Source organism: Streptomyces cellostaticus, assembly GCF_023630175.1.
In the GTDB taxonomy this organism is placed as follows: Bacteria; Actinomycetota; Actinomycetes; order Streptomycetales; family Streptomycetaceae; genus Streptomyces; species Streptomyces cellostaticus_A.
In genome coordinates, this window is the sequence record NZ_JALLIN010000012.1 from 134,696 (window position 1) to 154,762 (window position 20,067).

At 69.9% G+C, this 20,067-nt stretch carries 10 protein-coding genes and 1 pseudogene; 4 read left to right on the top strand and 7 right to left on the bottom strand.

Annotation, left to right across the window (positions count from 1 at the left end; translation table 11 throughout):
* Window positions 1-126: 126 nt before the first annotated feature.
* From MXD57_RS10490 to ngcE, 4 genes are all read right to left on the bottom strand, one after another.
* Window positions 127-1,338 (bottom strand): ROK family transcriptional regulator, encoded by a 1,212-nt coding sequence (locus MXD57_RS10490; RefSeq protein WP_250401073.1) that lies wholly within the window; start codon window positions 1,336-1,338, stop codon window positions 127-129.
* A 555-nt stretch (window positions 1,339-1,893) separates the two neighbouring features.
* Window positions 1,894-2,817: a carbohydrate ABC transporter permease gene (locus MXD57_RS10495; RefSeq protein WP_250401074.1), complete on the bottom strand. Its 924-nt coding sequence runs from the start codon at window positions 2,815-2,817 to the stop codon at window positions 1,894-1,896.
* 4 nt (window positions 2,818-2,821) lie between these two features.
* Complete coding sequence (locus MXD57_RS10500; protein WP_250401075.1) at window positions 2,822-3,748, bottom strand: carbohydrate ABC transporter permease; 927 nt, start codon at window positions 3,746-3,748, stop codon at window positions 2,822-2,824.
* A gap of 60 nt (window positions 3,749-3,808) precedes the next feature.
* On the bottom strand, window positions 3,809-5,254 hold the full coding sequence (gene ngcE, locus MXD57_RS10505) for an N-acetylglucosamine/diacetylchitobiose ABC transporter substrate-binding protein (protein ID WP_250401076.1): 1,446 nt from the start codon (window positions 5,252-5,254) through the stop codon (window positions 3,809-3,811).
* Between the two features lie 402 nt (window positions 5,255-5,656).
* Between ngcE and MXD57_RS10510 the strand changes: the two genes are divergently transcribed.
* A complete protein-coding gene (locus MXD57_RS10510; protein WP_250401077.1) occupies window positions 5,657-9,400 on the top strand; it encodes a GH92 family glycosyl hydrolase in 3,744 nt (1,247 codons plus the stop codon).
* A 56-nt stretch (window positions 9,401-9,456) separates the two neighbouring features.
* On the opposite strand, the pseudogene MXD57_RS10515 reads toward MXD57_RS10510, so the two are convergent.
* A pseudogene (locus MXD57_RS10515) lies at window positions 9,457-10,462 on the bottom strand (glycoside hydrolase family 92 protein); the annotation flags it as partial.
* Window positions 10,407-10,670: a hypothetical protein gene (locus tag MXD57_RS31990; protein ID WP_374114676.1), complete on the bottom strand. Its 264-nt coding sequence runs from the start codon at window positions 10,668-10,670 to the stop codon at window positions 10,407-10,409. The pseudogene MXD57_RS10515 and the gene MXD57_RS31990, both read right to left, overlap by 56 nt.
* A 1,059-nt stretch (window positions 10,671-11,729) precedes the next feature.
* On the opposite strand from MXD57_RS31990, the gene MXD57_RS10520 reads away from it, so the two are divergent.
* On the top strand, window positions 11,730-14,375 hold the full coding sequence (locus MXD57_RS10520) for a SpoIIE family protein phosphatase (RefSeq protein ID WP_250401078.1): 2,646 nt from the start codon (window positions 11,730-11,732) through the stop codon (window positions 14,373-14,375).
* A 92-nt stretch (window positions 14,376-14,467) separates the two neighbouring features.
* On the opposite strand, the gene acnA is transcribed toward MXD57_RS10520, so the two are convergent.
* A complete protein-coding gene (gene acnA / locus MXD57_RS10525) occupies window positions 14,468-17,185 on the bottom strand; it encodes an aconitate hydratase AcnA (RefSeq protein ID WP_308290689.1) in 2,718 nt (905 codons plus the stop codon).
* A gap of 758 nt (window positions 17,186-17,943) precedes the next feature.
* Here acnA and MXD57_RS10530 point away from each other — a divergent pair.
* Both MXD57_RS10530 and MXD57_RS10535 read left to right on the top strand, forming a co-directional pair.
* Complete coding sequence (locus MXD57_RS10530; RefSeq protein WP_250401080.1) at window positions 17,944-18,144, top strand: DUF4236 domain-containing protein; 201 nt, start codon at window positions 17,944-17,946, stop codon at window positions 18,142-18,144.
* A gap of 64 nt (window positions 18,145-18,208) precedes the next feature.
* Window positions 18,209-19,738: a helix-turn-helix domain-containing protein gene (locus tag MXD57_RS10535; RefSeq protein WP_250401081.1), complete on the top strand. Its 1,530-nt coding sequence runs from the start codon at window positions 18,209-18,211 to the stop codon at window positions 19,736-19,738.
* Window positions 19,739-20,067 lie beyond the last annotated feature (329 nt).

A 20,067-nucleotide genomic window follows, 5' to 3' on the forward strand; every position in this document is an offset into this window, starting at 1 on the left:
TTCACTCTGTAAACCTCCCTGACGAGGCCGCGTCGTTGCGGCCGAGGTGGCTGGAAGTCAACTCGGCCACACGTGCGACGTCAAGAAGTAAATCCTTAACGAGATGGCAACGGTGCCATCCGTTCTCTAAGTGAAGGCAGGGGTGGCCGCCGCGAGCGTACCCACGACAGATCCGTCCAGAAGGGTTGAATCACCCATCTCGCTGAGAGCGAGAGCGAGCGCGCCCAACACCTCCGCACGGCCCCCAAGTGCCCCGGGAAGAACGGACAGTTGGCGCGCCGCGCTGGGGATCGCGTAGCGGCCGACGGACTCCCTGATGGGCCCGAGGACGAGCTCTCCGGCCTCGGCGAGATCACCACCGAGGACCACCCGGCTCGGGTTCAGCAGATTGCAGAGATTGGCCACTCCACTGCCGATGTGGCGGCCGACGTCGGCGATCACCCGACGACAGCCCGGGTCTCCGTCCCTGGCCAGCCGCACGACGCCTTCCATGGTCAGATCGTTGCCGTGGCTGGGCTGGAGCAGCGGAAGCACGTAGCGCGCGGCCGTGAAGGTCTCCAGGCAGCCCCGGTTCCCGCATCGACAGACCGGGCCGGATTCGTCGAGTGTAATATGTCCGATTTCGCCAGCCGTGCCGCCCGGGCCGCGATAGATCTTCCCGTTGATCACGAGTCCGGCGCCGACACCGCTGGCGACCTTGATGTAGGCCAGGTCGCGCACGCCCTTGCCACTGCCCCAGACCAGCTCGCCGAGCGCGCCGAGGTTGGCGTCGTTGTCCACGTGCACGGGCACGCCGAGCCGCTCGCGCAGTTCCTCGGCGGGTCTGGTGCCGCCCCAGCCCGGCAGGATCGCGGTGGACCCCAGGGTCCCCGACTCCACGTCGATCGGTCCGGGCACGCCCAGCCCCACGCCGGCCACCTTGGTCCGGTCCACGCCGGTGGCCGCGACCAGCCGGTTGACCAGCTCCTCGGCCCGGTCGAAGCCCTGCGTGGAGGAGGCGTCCACGTCCAGCGGCTCGGACTCCTCGGCCAGCACCTGGTGGGCGAGGTTCCCGATCGCGACGCGCAGGTGGGTGTGCCCGAAGTCCACGCCGATCACGATGCCGGCGTCCCCGCTCAGCGACACGCTGCGGGCCCGCCGTCCACCCGCCGACGTGGGCGTGACCTCGACGGTTCCGCCGTCCTTCAGCTCCCGCACGATGTTGGAGACCGTCGCCGCGGACAGGCCGGTCGTCCGTGCGATCTCCGCCTGCGTGAGCGACCCGGCAAGCCGTACCGCCCGCACGACTCGTTCCAGGTTGGCTCGGTGCAGCGACGACTGCGACCCCGGAGTCTCCATCGACCCATCCACTCCCGCCATCGGCCGGGCGGCCCCAGTGCCGCCCGTGGCCCAGGTCACATCCGCGGAACCGGGCCACTTACAAGTTGTGAACTCCAAGCTCGGCTGTACGGGTTACATCAGTCAAGTCCTTGAGGGAAATCGCTCTCGCTTTCACTGTTCCGTCCAGGACACCCGGACGACACGCGCAGGCCACCCGCGAGCAGGGCGGACGGGCGCCGCGACGGGTGCTCCGGGACGGGCCCGGGAAGGGCGGCGCGAGACGGGCGCGGCCACCCGCGGATCGTTCAGCCACGGAACGCGGACGACCGGCCGTGACCGTTCCGTGACCCGGCGCGAGACCGGCCCGCGGGACGTCGGTGCGAATCGCGAGTGCGAAGCACGCGCCGGGCAGAGCCGGCGGGGAGCCGCCGGACGACCGGTACGGCCGGGTCCCGGCGGGTGGGGCCGGGTCCCGGCGGGTGGGGCGTGGGGACGCCGGGACGAGGGCACGGGCCGACGGGCCCAGGGCGTCCCCCGCGGGGGGGGCGCCCTGGGCCCGTCGGCGGCCCGCCGCTACTTCAGCGCCCCCGCCGTCAGTCCCGCCACCACCTGGCGCTGGAAGACGATGTACGCCGCGAGGACCGGCAGCATCGCCATCACCAGGCCGGCGAACAGACCGGACCAGTCGCCCTTGTAGCCCTGGCTGACCGCGAGCTGGACCAGGCCCTGGGTGAGGACGCGCTTGTCGGGGTCGGTGTTGAGGACCGTGGGCAGCATGTACTGGTTCCACTGGCCCAGGAAGTTGAAGATGCCGACGCTGATCAGGCCGGGCTTGGCCATCGGCAGCATGATCTGGAAGAACGTACGCGTGTGCGAGGCGCCGTCGACGAAGGCCGCCTCCGCCACCGAGGTGGGCAGGGTGCGGAAGAAGGCGGTCAGGAAGAAGACCGTGAACGGCAGCGAGTACGCGATGTAGACCAGGATCAGGCCGTGGATGGTGTTCAGCAGGCCCATGTTGTTCACCACGTAGAACAGCGGGACCAGCGCCAGCATGATCGGGAAGCTCATGCCGCCGATGAACAGGTAGTAGATGAAGCGGTTGCCGGGGAAGTCGAAGCGGGCCAGGACGTAGGCCGCCATGGAGCCGAGCACCAGGGTGCCGATGAGCGAGCCGCCGACCACCAGGATCGTGTTCAGGAAGTAGTCGCTCATGTTGGCCTGGGTCCAGGCCCTCGACCAGTTGTCGAAGTGCAGCCGGTCCGGCAGGGACCAGGGCGAGCCGAAGATGGAGGCGTCGTCCTTGAAGGACGTCATCACCGCCCACAGCAGCGGCAGGACCACCATGATCGCCCACAGGACCAGCATGCCGTGCGAGAAGGCGTTGAGGACGGAGCCCTCCTTCTTCCGCACGGCCGGCCGCGCCGGCGCCACGTCGACCTTGGACACGGTCGCGCCGGACTCGGCCGGCAGCGGGGTGGGGGTCTCGGTCGTCTTCATCGCTTCAGTACTCCAGCCGCTCGCGACGGCCCAGCCGCATCACGACCGCCGCGAAGGCGAGCGTGACCACGAGCAGGGCTACGCCGATGGTGGTGGCGTAGGCGGCCTGACCGTCCCGGAACGCCTTCTGGTACACGTACAGGACCATCACGGTGGTCGAGTAGTCGGGACCGCCCGGCCCGGTCGTCATGATCTGGACGACCGCGAAGGACTCCGCGCCGAGCGCGAGGATGCCCATGTAGACCCAGCCGGACTGCACGGTGTCCCACAGCAGCGGCAGGGTGATGCGGAAGAACGTGGTGACGCGGCTCGCCCCGTCCAGCAGGGCCGCCTCGTACATCTCGGCCGGGATCGACGCCATGCCGGCCGAGAACAGCACCACGAAGAAGCCGACCGTGGACCACACGAGCACGGCCATCACGCACCACAGGGCGAGGCCCGGATCGCCCAGCCACAGGGGCTGGACGCCGTCCAGGCCGATGCCGCGCAGGAACGAGTTGATGGCGCCGCTGTCCGGGTTGTAGGCGAAGGCGAACAGCAGCGCGACGATCGCGATCGACAGCACCTGCGGGAAGAAGTAGACGATCTTGTAGAAGCCGGACCCGCGGACGCCGGAAATCACCGGGCCGCCCCTCCGGCGCCGTCCGCCCACATTGATCATGAAGGCGAGGAACAGCGCCAGGCCGATCGTCACCAGCGGCAGGACCAGCGCGAACAGCAGACTGTGCTGCAACGACTTCCAGAAGATGTCGTCGTCGAACATCCTCCGGTAGTTGTCGAAGCCGACCATCTTGAATTCGGGACTCAGTCCGGTCCAGTCCGTGAACGAATAGTAGATGGACTGGATGAAGGGCCATACGACGAACAGCGCGTAGAGCCCGAGGGGTGCCGCGAGGAACCCCACGATGAACCGGTACTTGCCGTGCTGCATTACTGCCGACCCCGATCTCCGGTCAGGTGCTGCCGCTGGTGACGAGCCCTCACTCAGGGCCTACTGGTGCTTGTAGTGCTTGATCGACGTGTCCTTCGCGGCCTCGTCGGCGAAGCCCTGGATCTTCTTGATGGCCTCCGCCGGGGTGAGGCGGCCGGCCATCATCTCGCCGAGCCCGGCCACACCGATCTTCTCCTTCTGGAGCTGCACGTACCAGTCCTGCAGCCGCGGATTCACCACGTTGGCCCCGGCCTTGTCCAGCGCCGCCACGCCCGACTTCAGTCCGGGGGTGAGGGTGATGCCGTCGGTGCCGCCGTTGAAGGCGGTCAGCGACTTCACCTTGGCGGTGAAGTTCTTCGAGGAGGCCTCGGAGAGCATGATGCGGAGCTGCTCCATGCCGCCCTCGGCGTTCGCCGCCTTGGCCGGCACGACGAAGGGCTCGCCGCCGGACGCCCAGATGGTGCCGAAGGGCATCTTGTCCGAGCCGTCGAGGCCGGTGGGCGCGGAGACCGCGAGGTCGAAGTCGGCCGGGATGACGTTGGCCGACTCGTTCTCGACCCAGGAGCCGTTCGGGATGAACAGCGCCTTGCCCTTCGCCCACGCCGTCTGCGACTGGATGTGGTCCAGGCCCGGGGTGCCCTTGAGGACGTAGCCCTTCTTGTAGAGCTCGTAGTAGGCCTCGAAGCACGCCTTGACGGCCGGGTGCTTCCAGGCGTTCGGCTCCAGGTTGTCGATGGCGTCCAGCACCTCGCGGCCGCCGACCTTGCCGATCATCGGGTACAGCGAGAACGGGAGGTAGTACGGGTACTTGCCCGCGTACGTCCAGCCCGCCATGCCCTTCTTCTTGGCCTTCTCGCAGACCTTGACCATCTCGTCCCAGGTCTCCGGGTACTTCTCGTCGAGCGAGTCCAGGGCCTTCTGCGAGTACCAGACGCCGTACACCGTGTAGGCGTAGTACAGGATCCAGACCTTGTCGCCGTCGAACTGGCCCATCTCCACGATGCCCGGGCGCAGCGTGTCGCGGACCTTCTTGCCCGGGTCGTCGAACGACGGCGCGTCCAGCAGCGGGGTGAGGTCCGCGAGCTGGTTCTTTCCGACGAGCACGCCCATGTCCATCTGCTCGGCGCCGGAGTTGTCGATGAGGTCCGGCGGGTTGCCCTGGTTGAAGCGGGGCTGCAGGGTGGACTGGATCTTCTGGGTGGCGGCGAACTTCACCGTGGCCTTGGGGAAGTCCTTCTCGTAGATCTTCACCGCGTCCTGGGCGTACTCCTTGCCGAAGCCGCCGTCGAAGAGGACGAACTCCATCTTCGCGCCGTCGTTGACGCCGAGCGGGTTCTTGGCGGTCTTCTTGCCGGCCTTCGCCTTGTCCTGTCCGTCGCCGCCGCTGCTCGCGCAGGCGGAGAGCAGGCCCATCCCGGGGGCCGCCACCAGGCCGAGCGCCGCGGACCGCTTGATCAGATCGCGGCGGCCGACACCCTCGCCACCGTGGTGCGCAGTGGATCCCATGCTCAAGTCCTCGCCTTCTCCAGGACTCAGGCGGTGAACCGGATCCTCCCCGGCACCGCTGTCGGGTAGTGCAGGGTCATGCGGGAAACGCCGACAGGTATAGTCCACTTCCCGCCAGCGGAGCAAGATCGAATGCAAGGTTCGCGGCGGGTCTTTTCCGAGTTGAGACCTCGCGGAAATATGAGCGGCCTGTGGGCGCCCTGCCGGAAAAAGTCGCGACATAGGGCCCGGAATGCCATGCCCAACACCCTTGACATCACGGGCCACTTGACCACCTACTGGTTCCTGCGCACCGAGCTGACAACGTTGTCCGGAGCGACGCAGGAGGGGAAGCGGTAGATGCAGCGCAGAAGAGGTAGACCCAGAAACGGTCCGGCGGTCGTGCTCACGGCCGCCTTTGTCATGGCCGTCGGAAGCCAGGGGGCGGCGGTCGCCCTGCCGGCGAAGGCACCGGCCGCCGACCGGGAGTTCGCCTCCTCGTTCGAGGCGGGCGATCCGGCACCGGACTGGCTGAACACCGTGGACACGGCGGCGGACGGGGGCAAACGCGCCTCGGGTGTGGACGGCGGCTACAGCACCGGCATCCCCGGCAACGTCGACGACCGTGTGACCGAGGTCCGGGCCAGCGGTGAGAACGCGGGCGGGGGCGAGGTGAAGGAGAACCTCCTCGACGGCGAGCCCGGCACCAAGTGGCTGGCCTTCCAGCCCACCGGCTGGGTGGAGTTCGACCTCGACAAACCGGTCAAGCTGGTCACGTACGCGCTGACTTCGGCCAACGACTACGCCGAGCGCGACCCGAAGGACTGGACGCTCCAGGGCTCGACGGACGGCAAGGACTGGAAGACGCTCGACACACGCTCGGGCGAGAGCTTCAAGGAGCGGTTCCAGACGAAGTCGTACGATCTGGCCGAGCCCGCCGAGTACCAGCACTTCCGGCTCGACATCTCCGCCAACAACGGCGCCTCGGGCATCCTGCAACTCGCCGACGTGCAGTTCTCCACCGGTGGCGGGGACACCACGGTGCACCCGGACATGCTGTCGCTGGTCGACAAGGGACCGATCGGTTCCCCCACCGCCAAGGCCGGCGCCGGATTCACCGGAAAGCGTGCCCTGCGCTACGCCGGACGGCACACGGCGGACGGACGGGCGTACTCGTACAACAAGGTCTTCGACGTGAACGTGCGGGTCGGCGGCGACACCCGGCTCTCCTACCGCGTCTTCCCGTCGATGGCCGACGGCGACCGCGACTACGACGCCACCAACGTCTCCGTCGACCTGGCCTTCACGGACGGCACCTACCTCAGCGGCCTCGGCGCCACCGACCAGCACGGCTTCCCGCTGACACCGCGCGGTCAGGGCGCGTCCAAGGCGCTCTACGTCAACCAGTGGAACAACGTGTCCTCCCGGATCGGCTCGGTGGCGGCCGGCAAGACGGTGGACCGGATACTCGTGGCCTACGACTCGCCGGGCGGGCCGGCGAGGTTCCGCGGCTGGATGGACGACGTCGCCCTGAAGCCGGTGGCGCCCGAGAAGCCGAAGGCGCACCTGTCGGACTACGCGCTGACCACCCGCGGCACCAACTCCAGCGGCAGCTTCTCGCGCGGCAACGACTTCCCGGCGACGGCCGTCCCGCACGGCTTCAACTTCTGGACGCCGGTCACCAACGCGTCTTCGCTGAGCTGGCTCTACGAGTACGCACATGCGAACAACGACGACAACCTGCCGACGATCCAGGCGTTCAGCGCGAGTCACGAGCCGAGCCCCTGGATGGGAGACCGGCAGACCTTCCAGCTCATGCCGTCGGCCGCCGCCGGCACCCCGGACACCGGCCGCAAGGCGCGCGAACTGGCCTTCCGGCACGAGAACGAGACCGCGCGGCCCTACTACTACGGCGTCCGGTTCGAGAACGGGCTGAAGGCGGAGATGGCCCCGACCGACCACGCGGCCGCCCTGCGCTTCACCTACCCGGGTGACGACGCGAGCGTGGTGTTCGACAACGTGACCGAGCAGGCGGGGCTGACCCTGGACAAGGAGCACGGGGTCGTCACCGGCTACTCGGACGTGAAGTCGGGACTGTCCACGGGCGCGACCCGGCTGTTCGTGTACGGCCGGTTCGACAAGCCGGTGACCGATGGCGACTCCAGCGGCGTGAAGGGCTTTCTGCGTTTCGACGCGGGCGCCGACCACACCGTCACCCTGCGGCTGGCGACCTCGCTGATCAGCGTGGACCAGGCGAAGGACAACCTGGCGCGGGAGATCCCGGACCGCGCCTCCTTCGGCACGGTCCGGGCGCGGGCCCGGCGGGCCTGGGACGAACTGCTCGGCAGGGTCGAGGTGGAGGGCGCCACCCCGGACCAGCTCACCACGCTGTACTCCAGCATGTACCGGCTGTACCTCTACCCGAACTCGGGCTTCGAGAAGGTCGACGGCAAGGACCGGTACGCCTCGCCCTTCTCCCCCATGACCGGCCCGGACTCCCCGACGCACACCGGCGCGAAGATCGTCGACGGCAAGGTGTACGTCAACAACGGCTTCTGGGACACGTACCGGACCACCTGGCCCGCGTACTCGTTCCTGACCCCGGCCCAGGCGGGTGAGATGGTCGACGGCTTCGTCCAGCAGTACAGGGACGGCGGCTGGACCTCCCGCTGGTCCTCCCCCGGCTACGCCGACCTGATGACGGGCACCTCCTCGGACGTCGCCTTCGCCGACGCCTACGTCAAGGGCGTGAGGTTCGACGCGAAGGCGGCGTACGACGCGGCGGTCAAGAACGCCACGGTCGTCCCGCCGTCCTCGGGCGTGGGCCGCAAGGGCATGAGCACCTCGCCGTTCCTCGGCTACACCGGCACCGACACGCACGAGGGCCTGTCCTGGGCGATGGAGGGCTACGTCAACGACTACGGCATCGCCCGGATGGGCGAGGCCCTCTACCACAGGACCGGCGAGAAGCGGTACAAGGAGGAGTCGCGGTACTTCCTCAACCGCGCCCGGGACTACGTGAACCTCTTCGACCCCGAGGCGGGCTTCTTCCAGGGCCGTGACGCCAAGGGCGCCTGGCGCCTGGACTCCTCGAAGTACGACCCGCGGGTGTGGGGCTACGACTACACGGAGACCAACGGCTGGGGCTACGCCTTCACCGCCCCGCAGGACAGCCGCGGCCTGGCCAACCTGTACGGCGGCCGGAAGGGCCTCGCCGACAAGCTCGACACGTACTTCGCCACGCCCGAGACCGCCTCCCCCGACAACGTCGGCTCCTACGGCGGTGTCATCCACGAGATGACCGAGGCACGGGACGTCCGCATGGGCATGTACGGGCACTCCAACCAGGTCGCGCACCACGTCATCTACATGTACGACGCGGCCGGTGAGCCCTGGAAGGCGCAGGCACACGTGCGCGAGGCGCTGTCCCGGCTCTACACGGGCAGCGAGATCGGCCAGGGCTACCACGGCGACGAGGACAACGGCGAGCAGTCGGCCTGGTACCTCTTCTCCGCGCTCGGCTTCTACCCGCTGGTCATGGGCGGCGGCGAGTACGCCATCGGCTCCCCGCTGTTCAAGAAGGCGACCGTGCACCTGGAGAACGGCCGCGATCTGGTGATCAAGGCGCCGCGCAACAGCGCGAAGAACGTGTACGTGCAGGGTGTGAGGGTGAACGGCCACCCCTGGCGGTCCACTTCGCTCCCCCACTCGCTGCTGTCCAGGGGCGGGAAGCTGGAGTTCGCCATGGGGCCCGAGCCCTCGAGGTGGGGGACGGGCGCGAAGGCGGCCCCTCGCTCCGTCACGAAGGACGACAAGGTGCCGGCGCCCCGCGCGGACGTGCTCAGAGGCGACGGCGCCCTGTTCGACAACACGTCGGCGACGAGCGCGACGGTCACCACGGTCGACCTGCCGGCCGCGGACGGTGCCGAGCCGGTCCAGTACACGCTGACCTCGGCGGCGGACCACGCGAAGGCACCGGCGGGCTGGACCCTGCAGGGGTCCACGGACGGCACGGCCTGGAAGACCCTGGACCGCCGCTCCGGCGAATCGTTCCGCTGGGACCGGCAGACCAGGGCGTTCGACATAGCGGCCCCGGGCACCTACGCGAAGTACCGCCTGGTCCTCGACGGCGAGGCGACACTGGCGGAGGTGGAGCTGCTGGGCTGACCGGCGCGTGAGGAAGGGGGCGGACCCGGCCGGGTCCGCCCCCTTCCGTGTGTGTCTCAGCCGGTGGCGAGGGTGAAGACGTGCAGGTCGGCGTCGTGCGGAAGGGTCACGCTGCGGACGGCCGCGCCGTCCGGGGCCGTGACGGGCCGCGTGGCGAAGACGTAGGTCGCGACCGGGTCCTTGTCGGCGCCCGCGACATTGCGGTACGCCGTCTTCGCGACCACCTCGTTGCCGTAGCTCACGGTGCCGCCCCCGCCGCCGACGGTCCAGTCGGTGAGGGGCGAGGTCGACGGTGCCGGTGGTGCCGTCGGTGTAGGTGACGGTCGCCCGGGCCCGATGGTCGCCGTTGACGGCGCTGCCGATGAAGGACAACCGGGCGGCGGGCCGGTCGAGTTCGATCGTCTGACCGGCGGCCGAGGCGTTGTCCGGGCGGCCGGCGGGCGAGTCCGGCCAGGTGAAGGCGAGACCGGCCGCCGTGCCCCGCCCGCCGGGGGTCAGACCGGCCGCGGCGAGGGCCTGGCGGGAGTAGCTCCAGCCGCCGCCGTCGTAGTCGGCCTCGTCGTGGTCGCCCCCGTCGGCCGAGACGCCGGTGTTGTCGTAGGCGGCCGGCAGGGTGCCCGCGGCGGCCACCGTCAGGGAGACGGGCTGTTCGTAGGTGGTGTCGCCGGAGATCACCGTGACCCCGACGTCGTAGAAGCCCTGAGCGGCGTCCTCGGCCGCGGCCAGGGTGATCTGCTGGGCGCCGTCGGTGACCGTGCCCTCGGCGGGCGTGGCCGTGACGGCGGCCGGGGTCCGGACCCGGAAGCGCACCTCGGGTCCGGTGCCGCCGCTCAGGGCCGGCGCGCGGATGCCGGTCCTCGCGCTGCCGCCGGGTGCGACCGTGGCGGTGGTGGGGCCGACGCCGATCTGGTACGGCTGCTCGCCCCGCCGGAAGGAGGGCGGCGGCGAGGACGCGCCCCAGGCGCGGTTCGGGGTGGCGGACAGGGTGTAGTCCAGCCGGCCGCCGTCACGGACGAAGGAGGCGGGCAGCCAGGGACGGTCGCTGCTGCGGCCGTCGACCTTTGTTCTCCGGGCTCCACGCAAGCATGCCGAACGGCACCACTGCGCCCGGGAAGACGTTGCCGCCGTTCCTGGCGCCGATCAGCGGATCGACGTACGGGGTCGGATCGTCGACGAGCCCCGGGGCCGCCGCGGTCGCCGCGAGAACGGGGGACGGGGGTCCCCCGGCTCCGGCCGGACCGAGCGTGGGGGCACCGCCGGCCGCGAGCACCGCTGCCAGCAGCAGGGACGTGGGACGTCAACGCATGACGCGGCCCTTCCGATGGATGGACGGGTCGCGCACCGGGTCGCACAAGCCGCAGGGACGGTAACCCGCGCCACCGGTGCCACGGAAGACCGTGTGCTCCCCCGCAGCCACCCATCGGCACCACTCCGCCGGGCTACCCCAAGTAGCTTGACATCGTTGTCCGTTGACGCGGTAGAGTCGTGTACGGACCATACGACAACGTTGTCGCGCACCATCCGGCCGAGGCCCGCCCACGGCCCGGCCGGCACAAGCCAGCACCACCCGGACAGGGGCCGAAACCCCCCTCACCTGCCCGGCTCGCGGACCCGGTGCGTCCTCTCACCGGGTCCGCCCAGAGCGCTTCGACCGACCCGGCGGGGACGGCCCGCCGGGCCATCGGCACCGGAGCCCCGGACCACGTGACCGAAGGTCGCGCCGCACCCCGGATCCGGGGATCCGTTCGGGTCGCCGCCGCGCGCCGCCACACCCCGGCCGCCGCGGGCGGCACAGCCTCCGGGGGAGCAGAAAGGGGCCGGTCGACGGTCGGGACCCGGCCGGCCGCCCGGGCGGGCATCGGCAGGGCCGCGGCGCGCGCCTCGGGAAAAGGGGGACCGCCCCCTCACCTCTCGCCTCCCGCTCCCCGCCACCCGCCCGGGCCGCCGCGGCCGCCCGGGCGCGCCCGCGGCGGCACGGGAGGACGCACGGATGCGAGTACCCGTGTACCCATACGGATACGGAGAGAGCGGGACGGGGTGGGAGCGGACCCGGGCCCAGCCCCGGAGCGGGTTCCGGTCCGCCGGGGGCCGAACACGAGTGGGAGCGCTCCCACCCCTGACTCGTGAAGTTATCGCACACAGCACCCGCTGTAAACGCCTGCCGCGACACCTGTGATACGGCACTGGTGGAGAGGCTTGGGGCGCACGGGACGGGAGAGGCGAGGGCGTCCACAGCTCGGGACGGACGTAGCCATCTTCAATCACCCAGTGCTAGAAATGTCGCATGTCGGACCGATTCGGCCGATTCAGGCGCTGGTCTTGGCGCTCCATGATCGGCAACCCACGCAGCGTCGCCGGACAGGTCTTCCTCCTGCAGGTGGCCCTCGTGGTCCTCCTCGTGGTCTGCGCCGTCATCGCCCTCGTGCTGCAGTCGGAGCGGGACACCACCACGGAGGCCAAACGCCGGTCCATAGCCGTCGCGCAGACCTTCGCCCATTCCCCGGGCGTCCAGCAGGCGCTGGACACCCCCGACCCCTCGAAGGTCCTCCAGCCGCTCACCGAGGCGGGACGCAAGACCGCGGGCGTCGACTTCATCGTGGTCCTGGACACCAAGGGCATCCGCTACACCCATCCGATACCGGACCGCATCGGCAAGCGGTTCGTGGGCCGGATAGGCCCCTCGCTGGCCGGCCGGGTCTACACCGAGAGCGTGCACGGCCCGCTGGGCCACGAGGTGCAGGCGACCGTGCCCATCCGGAACGACGACGGCAAGGTGATCGCCCTGGTCTCCGCCGGACTGAAGGTCAAGAACGTCACCAGCCAGGTGAACCGGCAGTTGCCGATCATCCTGGGCGCCGGGGCCGGCGCGCTCGTGCTGTCGACCGGCGGGACCGCCCTGATGGGCCGGCGGCTGCGGCGGCAGACCCACAGCCTGGCCCCGGAAGAGATGACCCGCATGTACGAGCACCACGACACGGTGCTGCACTCGGTGCGGGAGGGCGTGCTCATCGTCGGTCACGACGGACGGCTGCTGCTCGCCAACGACGAGGCCAGGCGGCTGCTGGAGCTGCCCCCTCAGGCCGAGGGGCGCAGTGTGCGGGAGCTGTCGCACCTCGAACCGGAGACGGTGGAACTGCTCGGCTCCGGGCACGAGGCCAACGACGAGGTGCACTTCGCCGGCGGGCGGCTGCTGGTGGTCAACCAGCGGCCCACCGACGGCGCGGGGGCCTGCGGCGGGACCGTGGTGACGCTGCGCGACTCCACCGAGCTCCAGGCCGTGTCCGGCCGGGCCGAGGTCACCCGGGAGCGGCTGGAGCTGCTGTACGACGCGGGGCTGGGCATCGGCACCACCCTCGACGTGGTCCGCACGGCAGACGAGCTGGCCGCGGTCGCCGTCCCCCGCTTCGCGGACTTCGTCACCGTGGACCTGGCCGACAACGTCCTGCACGGGGAGGAGCCCGCCCCGACCGCCACGGACATCCGGCGGGTCACCGTGAACGGCATCCGGGACGACCACCCGCTCTACGAGAAGGGCTGCCTGATCGACTTCCTGCCCTCCACCCCGCAGGCGCGCGGTTTCAACGCCGGCCGTTCCGAGCTGGTGCCCAACCTGGCGAGCGCCCCGGGCTGGCAGGCCCAGGACCCCTCCCGCACCCGGCGCATCCTGGACTACGGCATCCACTCGCTCATCGCCGCCCCGATCCAGGCGCGCGGTGTCGTCCTGGGCATGGCGAACTTCTACCGTTCCAAACAGGAGCCCTTCGACGAGGAGGAGCTGTCGCTGGCGGACGAGCTGGTGGCCCGGGCCGCGGTCAGCATCGACAACGCCCGCCGGTACACCCGCGAGCACGCGCTCGCGGTCACCCTGCAGCGCAGCCTGCTGCCTCGGGCGCTGCCCGAGCAGAGCGCCCTCGACGTCGCCTACCGCTACCTTCCGGCGCAGTCCGGCGTGAGCGGGGACTGGTTCGACGTGATCCCGCTGCCCGGCGGCCGGGTGGCGCTGGCCGTGGGTGACGTGGTCGGGCACGGTCTGCACGCGGCGGCGACCATGGGCCGGCTGCGCACCGCGGTGCACAACTTCTCCACGCTCGACCTGCCGCCGGACGAGCTGCTCAGCCACCTGGACGACCTCGTCGGCCGTATCGACCAGGACGAGGCCCGGGCGGAGGCGGCGGCGGAGATCGTCGGCGCCACCTGCCTGTACGCGATCTACGACCCGGTGACCCGCCGCTGCGTGATGGCGCGGGCCGGGCACCTGGCGCCCGCGCTGGTCTACCCCGACGGCCGCGTCACGTTCCCCGACGTGCCGGCCGGGCCGCCGCTGGGCCTGGGCGGCATGCCGTTCCGGACGGCCGAGCTGGAGCTGCCCGAGGGCAGTCAGCTCGTTCTCTACACCGACGGGCTCATCGAGGACCGCAGGCGTGACCTGGACGTGAGCATGGAGCTGCTGCGCCTGGCGCTGTCGGGCCATCCCGACCGGTCGCCGGAGGAGGGCTGCCAGGCGGTGCTGGACGAACTGCTGCCCGAGCGCCCCAAGGACGACGTGGCCCTGCTGATCGCGCGCACCCGGGCGCTGCCGCCGGAGAACGTCGCCGACTGGGATGTTCCTCGGGACCCGGCCGCCGTGTCGGGGATGCGCGGCGCGGTGTCCGCCAAGCTGGAGGAGTGGGGTCTGTCGGAGCTGGGCTTCGGTATGGAGCTGGTCCTGAGCGAGCTGATCACCAACGCCATCCGCTACGGCTCCGACCCGGTCCACGTACGGCTGATCCGGGACCGGGTGCTGATCTGCGAGGTGGCCGACGGCAGCAGCACCTCGCCGCACCTCCGGTACGCCGCGACGACCGACGAGGGAGGCCGGGGACTGTTCCTGGTCTCCCAGATGACCGAGCGCTGGGGCACCCGGTACACCCCCCAGGGCAAGGTGATCTGGGCGGAGGTGGCGCTGCCGGACCTCTCGGCGCTCCTCGGCGAGTGAGCCGCGGGAGCGGCGGCCCCCGGACCGCCGACGGCGCGAGGGCCGCACCCCCGCTGCCGGGGGTGCGGCCCTCGTCCGCCGTGCCGTGCCGCTTACTTGCGGATCAGGCTGCGCAGCACGTACTGCATGATGCCGCCGTTGCGGTAGTAGTCGGCCTCACCGGGGGTGTCGATGCGGACGACCGCGTCGAACTCGACACCGGTGTCGGTGGTGACCTTGACCGTGCGCGGCGTGGTGCCGTTGTTCAGGTCGGTGACGCCGGTGAAGGAGAAGGTCTCCTCGCCGGTCAGGCCCAGGGAGGCGGCGGACTGGCCCTCCGGGAACTGCAGCGGCAGGACGCCCATGCCGATGAGGTTCGAGCGGTGGATGCGCTCGTAGGACTCGGCGATGACGGCCTTGACGCCGAGGAGGGCGGTGCCCTTCGCGGCCCAGTCGCGGGACGAGCCGGAGCCGTACTCCTTGCCGGCCAGGACGACCAGCGGGATGCCCTGCTCGATGTAGTTGCGCGAGGCGTCGTAGATGAACGACACCGGCGCGTCGGCCTGGGTGAAGTCGCGGGTGTAGCCGCCCTCGGTGCCCGGCGCGATCTGGTTGCGCAGGCGGATGTTGGCGAACGTGCCGCGGATCATGACCTCGTGGTTGCCTCGGCGGGAGCCGTAGGAGTTGAAGTCACGACGCTCCACACCGTGCTCGGTGAGGTACTGACCGGCCGGGGTGTCGGCCTTGATGGCGCCCGCCGGGGAGATGTGGTCGGTGGTGACCGAGTCGCCCAGCTTGGCGAGCACGCGCGCACCCGCGATGTCCTCGACCGGGGCCGGCTCCATGCCCATGCCCTCGAAGTACGGGGGCTTGCGGACGTAGGTGGACTCCGCGTCCCACTCGAAGGTGTTGCCGGTCGGGACCGGGAGGGACTGCCACTGGGCGTCGCCGGCGAAGACGTCGCTGTAGGACTTGGCGAACATGTCCTCGCCGATGGCGTTGGCGACGACGTCGTTGACCTCGGCCTCGGAGGGCCAGATGTCCTTCAGGAAGACCGGGTTGCCGTCGGTGTCGGTGCCCAGCGCCTCACGGGTGATGTCCACCTTCATGGAGCCGGCGAGGGCGTACGCGACGACCAGCGGCGGGGACGCCAGGTAGTTCATCTTGACGTCGGGGTTGATGCGGCCCTCGAAGTTCCGGTTGCCGGACAGCACCGAGGTGACGGCGAGGTCGTGGTCGTTGACCGCCTTGGAGACCTCCTCCGGCAGCGGGCCGGAGTTGCCGATGCAGGTGGTGCAGCCGTAGCCGACCAGGTTGAAGCCGACCTTGTCGAGGTACGGGGTCAGGCCCGCCTTCTCGAAGTAGTCGGTGACGACCTTGGAACCCGGGGCGAGGGTGGTCTTGACCCACGGCTTGCGGGTCAGGCCCTTCTCGACCGCCTTCTTGGCCACCAGGGCGGCGGCGACCATGACGTACGGGTTGGAGGTGTTGGTGCAGGAGGTGATGGCCGCGACCGTCACCGCACCGTGGTCCAGCACGTAGGAGGTGCCGTCGGGGGCGGTCACGGTGACCGGGTTCGACGGGGCGCCGTTGGGGTGGACCGCCGGGGCGTCGGAGGCCGGGAAGGACTCCTGGCCCGCCTCGTCCACGGCGTCGACGTAGTTGCGGACGTCCAGCTTGAACTGCTCGGCGGCGTTCGCCAGGACGATGCGGTCCTGCGGGCGCTTGGGGCCGGCGATGGACGGCACGACGGTGGACAGGTCCAGCTCGAGCTTCTCGGAGAAGTCCGGCTCGGCCTTCGGGTCCAGCCAGAGGCCCTGCTCCTTGGCGTACGCCTCGACGAGCGCGACCTGCTGGGCGGAGCGGCCGGTCAGGCGCAGGTAGTTCAGGGTCTCGTCGTCGATCGGGAAGATCGCGGCGGTGGAACCGAACTCCGGCGACATGTTGCCGATGGTGGCGCGGTTGGCGAGGCTCGTGGCGGCCACACCCTCGCCGTAGAACTCGACGAACTTGCCGACCACACCGTGCTTGCGCAGCATCTCGGTGATGGTGAGCACGAGGTCGGTGGCGGTGGTGCCGGCCTGCAGCTCACCGGTGAGCTTGAAGCCGACGACGCGCGGGATGAGCATGGAGACCGGCTGGCCGAGCATGGCGGCCTCGGCCTCGATGCCGCCGACGCCCCAGCCGAGCACGCCGAGGCCGTTGACCATGGTGGTGTGCGAGTCGGTGCCGACGAGGGTGTCGGGGTACGCCTGGCCGTTGCGGACCATCACGGTGCGGGCCAGGTGCTCGATGTTCACCTGGTGGACGATGCCGGTGCCCGGCGGGACGACCTTGAACTCGTCGAAGGCGGTCTGGCCCCAGCGCAGGAACTGGTAGCGCTCCTTGTTGCGGCCGTACTCCAGCTCGACGTTCTGCTTGAACGCGTCGTTGGTGCCGAACTTGTCGGCGATGACGGAGTGGTCGATGACCAGCTCGGCCGGCGCCAGCGGGTTGATCTTCGCCGGGTCGCCGCCCAGCTCCTTCACGGCCTCGCGCATGGTGGCGAGGTCCACGACGCAGGGGACGCCGGTGAAGTCCTGCATGATCACGCGAGCCGGCGTGAACTGGATCTCCTGGGACGGCTGGGCCTGGGAGTCCCAGCCACCGAGGGCGCGGATGTGGTCGGCGGTGATGTTCGCGCCGTCCTCCGTGCGGAGCAGGTTCTCCAGCAGGACCTTGAGGCTGTACGGCAGGCGAGCGGAGCCCTCCACCTTGTCCAGCCGGAAGATCTCGTACGACTCGTCGCCCACCTGCAGCGTGCTGCGGGCGTCGAAGCTGTTCGCCGACACGACAGTCTCCTTCATTGATGTGCGCGTACCACCGTCAATCGTGCCGCCACGTCGGCTTGGCCTGTTCAGTAAGGTCAAGCTAACTTAGGCAAGCCTTACTGGAGTGGCGACCACGGTGCGCCTTCGGCAGATATCTCGATGTCGAGATAACTCTAATACATGGGGCCCGGCTGGTCATGTCCGGCCGGGCATCCGCCCTCGACGAATCGAGGCGTTCGAAGGCGAACGCGGCCGTTTCGGCTTCCCCACCGACGAGCCCGGGTCGCACGAGGGGACGAGGGGACGCATCGGGCGTCAGCCCCCTCCCAGGGAAACGGCGCGCCAGAACTGCTCGAACGTGACCTTGCCCACGGTTCGAGCGCGCCCTCCGTACCCTCGGCGGAGTCGAGCAGCCCGTAGGGCGAGGAGGGTGGGCGCTGAACTCCTCGGCGGCGCCGGGCGCCGGCGCCACGCGCCCGGCACGTCAGAGACACGGAAGCCGGAGTGACCCCCTGAGCCCGGACACCGGCCCTGTTGCGGCGCCGACCCCGTTGCGGCGCCGACTCTGGCGTGGCGCCGGCCGGGCACGCACCCGCACGCCCTCGCGCCTTCCGGGGGTGCGGCCCGCGTTCGCTCCGGCGGAACCCGCCCACGCCGGGCGAACCGGTGTGCACCGGACACGGCCCCGCGGCCGCCCCCGACCGCCACCCATCCCTCCGCCGTTACGGGGTATCCGAGTTGGGCGTCACCCGGCCCGGAACCCACCCGAGGAGGCACCCATGCCACTGACTTTCCGCAAGAGCTTCCGGATCCTGCCCGGGGTCCGGCTGAACATCAACCGGCACTCCTGGTCCATCACCACCGGCGGCGGCAAACACGGGCCGCGGCACACCCACAGCAGCACCGGACGGCGTACGACGTCGATGGATCTGCCCGGCCCCTTCGGGTGGCGCCGCACCCGGACGAGCAAGGGGCACTAACGGGGCGTCACCCGAACGGACCCCCCAGGAGGCGCCATCTCATATCTGAGATAACCTCAGCCTCATGGCAGACGACTACCTCGTACGCATCGGCAAGCTCATCCGTGATGCCCGGCAACACCGCGGCTGGACACAGGCGCAGCTCGCGGAGGCCCTCGGCACCAGTCAGAGCGCCGTCAACCGCATCGAGCGCGGGAACCAGAACATCAGCCTTGAGATGATCGCCCGAATCGGTGAAGCCCTGGACAGCGAGATCGTGTCGCTGGGCTATGCGGGTCCGATGCATCTGCGAGTGGTGGGCGGCCGCCGGCTGTCCGGTGCCATCGACGTCAAGACCAGCAAGAACGCCTGCGTGGCCCTGCTGTGCGCCTCACTGCTCAACAAGGGGCGCACGGTGCTGCGCCGGGTGGCACGGATCGAGGAGGTGTACCGCCTGCTGGAGGTGCTCAACTCCATCGGCGTGCGCACCCGCTGGATCAACGACGGCGTCGACCTGGAACTCGTCCCGCCGGCCGAACTGGAGATGGCGGCGATCGACGCGGAGGCGGCCGTCCGCACCCGCTCCATCATCATGTTCCTCGGCCCGCTGCTGCACCGCATGGACAGCTTCAAGCTGCCGTACGCCGGCGGCTGCGACCTCGGTACCCGGACCATCGAACCGCACATGATCGCACTGCGACGGTTCGGCCTGGACGTCGCGGCCACCGAGGGCCAGTACCACGCCCAGGTGGACCGGACGGTCAGCCCCGACCGCCCGATCGTCCTGACCGAGCGCGGCGACACGGTGACGGAGAACGCGCTGCTCGCCGCCGCCCGGCACGACGGCGTGACGGTCATCCGCAACGCCTCCTCCAACTACATGGTCCAGGACCTGTGCTTCTTCCTGGAGGCGCTGGGCGTCAGGGTCGAGGGCATCGGCACCACCACACTGACCGTGCACGGCGTGCCCAACATCGACGCGGACGTCGACTACTCCCCCTCCGAGGACCCGGTCGAGGCGATGAGCCTGCTGGCCGCCGCCGTGGTGACGGAGTCGGAGCTGACGGTTCGCCGGGTGCCGATCGAGTTCCTGGAGATCGAGCTGGCGGTACTGGAGGAGATGGGCCTCGACCACGACCGGTCCCCCGAGTACTTCGCGGACAACGGCCGCACCCGCCTGGTCGACCTGACCGTCCGCCCCTCCAAGCTCGAAGCCCCCATCGACAAGATCCACCCCATGCCCTTCCCGGGCCTGAACATCGACAACGTCCCCTTCTTCGCGGCCATCGCGGCGGTGGCCTCCGGCCAGACCCTGATCCACGACTGGGTGTACGACAACCGCGCGATCTACCTGACCGACCTCAACCGCCTCGGCGGCCGACTGCAGTTGCTGGACCCGCACCGCGTCCTGGTCGAGGGCCCGACCCGCTGGCGCGCCGCCGAGATGATGTGCCCGCCGGCGCTGCGCCCCGCGGTGGTCGTCCTGCTGGCGATGATGGCGGCCGAGGGCACCTCGGTGCTGCGCAACGTGTACGTCATCAACCGGGGTTACGAGGACCTGGCGGAGCGGCTGAACTCGATCGGGGCACAGATCGAGATCTTCCGGGACATCTGAAAATTCTAAGAAAAGCTACTACCGCTCCCCTCCTGACCTGAATGCGAGACGGGAGGGGGGCATGTGGACGCCACTGGGACTTTTCTGGAACTTCTGGCCGGGCGCGGAGGCTTTGGAGTGACAGGCACATCACGTGATCCGTCATCGGAAAGGTGCCGGCCTGAGCACGCCACAGAAAAGGCCAGTTCGGAGGCGCATTCTCTGCTTGATGTGCAACTTGAGGGCGCCCAGAGCGTCGCACGAGCGTCACGGCGGACAGTGCCGGGTCGGTGTCGGACCACCCGGCCTCGCGGGCGAGCGAGGCGGATCCCTCGGGATGATCTGGTTGC

What these genes read in the sequence shown, in the direction of transcription:
- MXD57_RS10490 (WP_250401073.1), bottom strand. Translation starts at nt 1,338, where the DNA reads ATGGAGACTCCGGGGTCGCAGTCGTCGCTGCACCGAGCCAACCTGGAA.
- MXD57_RS10500 (WP_250401075.1), bottom strand. Translation starts at nt 3,748, where the DNA reads ATGCAGCACGGCAAGTACCGGTTCATCGTGGGGTTCCTCGCGGCACCC.
- MXD57_RS10535 (WP_250401081.1), top strand. Translation starts at nt 18,209, where the DNA reads ATGGCAGACGACTACCTCGTACGCATCGGCAAGCTCATCCGTGATGCC.
- MXD57_RS10495 (WP_250401074.1), bottom strand. Translation starts at nt 2,817, where the DNA reads ATGAAGACGACCGAGACCCCCACCCCGCTGCCGGCCGAGTCCGGCGCG.
- ngcE (WP_250401076.1), bottom strand. Translation starts at nt 5,254, where the DNA reads ATGGGATCCACTGCGCACCACGGTGGCGAGGGTGTCGGCCGCCGCGAT.
- MXD57_RS10520 (WP_250401078.1), top strand. Translation starts at nt 11,730, where the DNA reads ATGATCGGCAACCCACGCAGCGTCGCCGGACAGGTCTTCCTCCTGCAG.
- MXD57_RS10530 (WP_250401080.1), top strand. Translation starts at nt 17,944, where the DNA reads ATGCCACTGACTTTCCGCAAGAGCTTCCGGATCCTGCCCGGGGTCCGG.
- MXD57_RS10510 (WP_250401077.1), top strand. Translation starts at nt 5,657, where the DNA reads ATGGCCGTCGGAAGCCAGGGGGCGGCGGTCGCCCTGCCGGCGAAGGCA.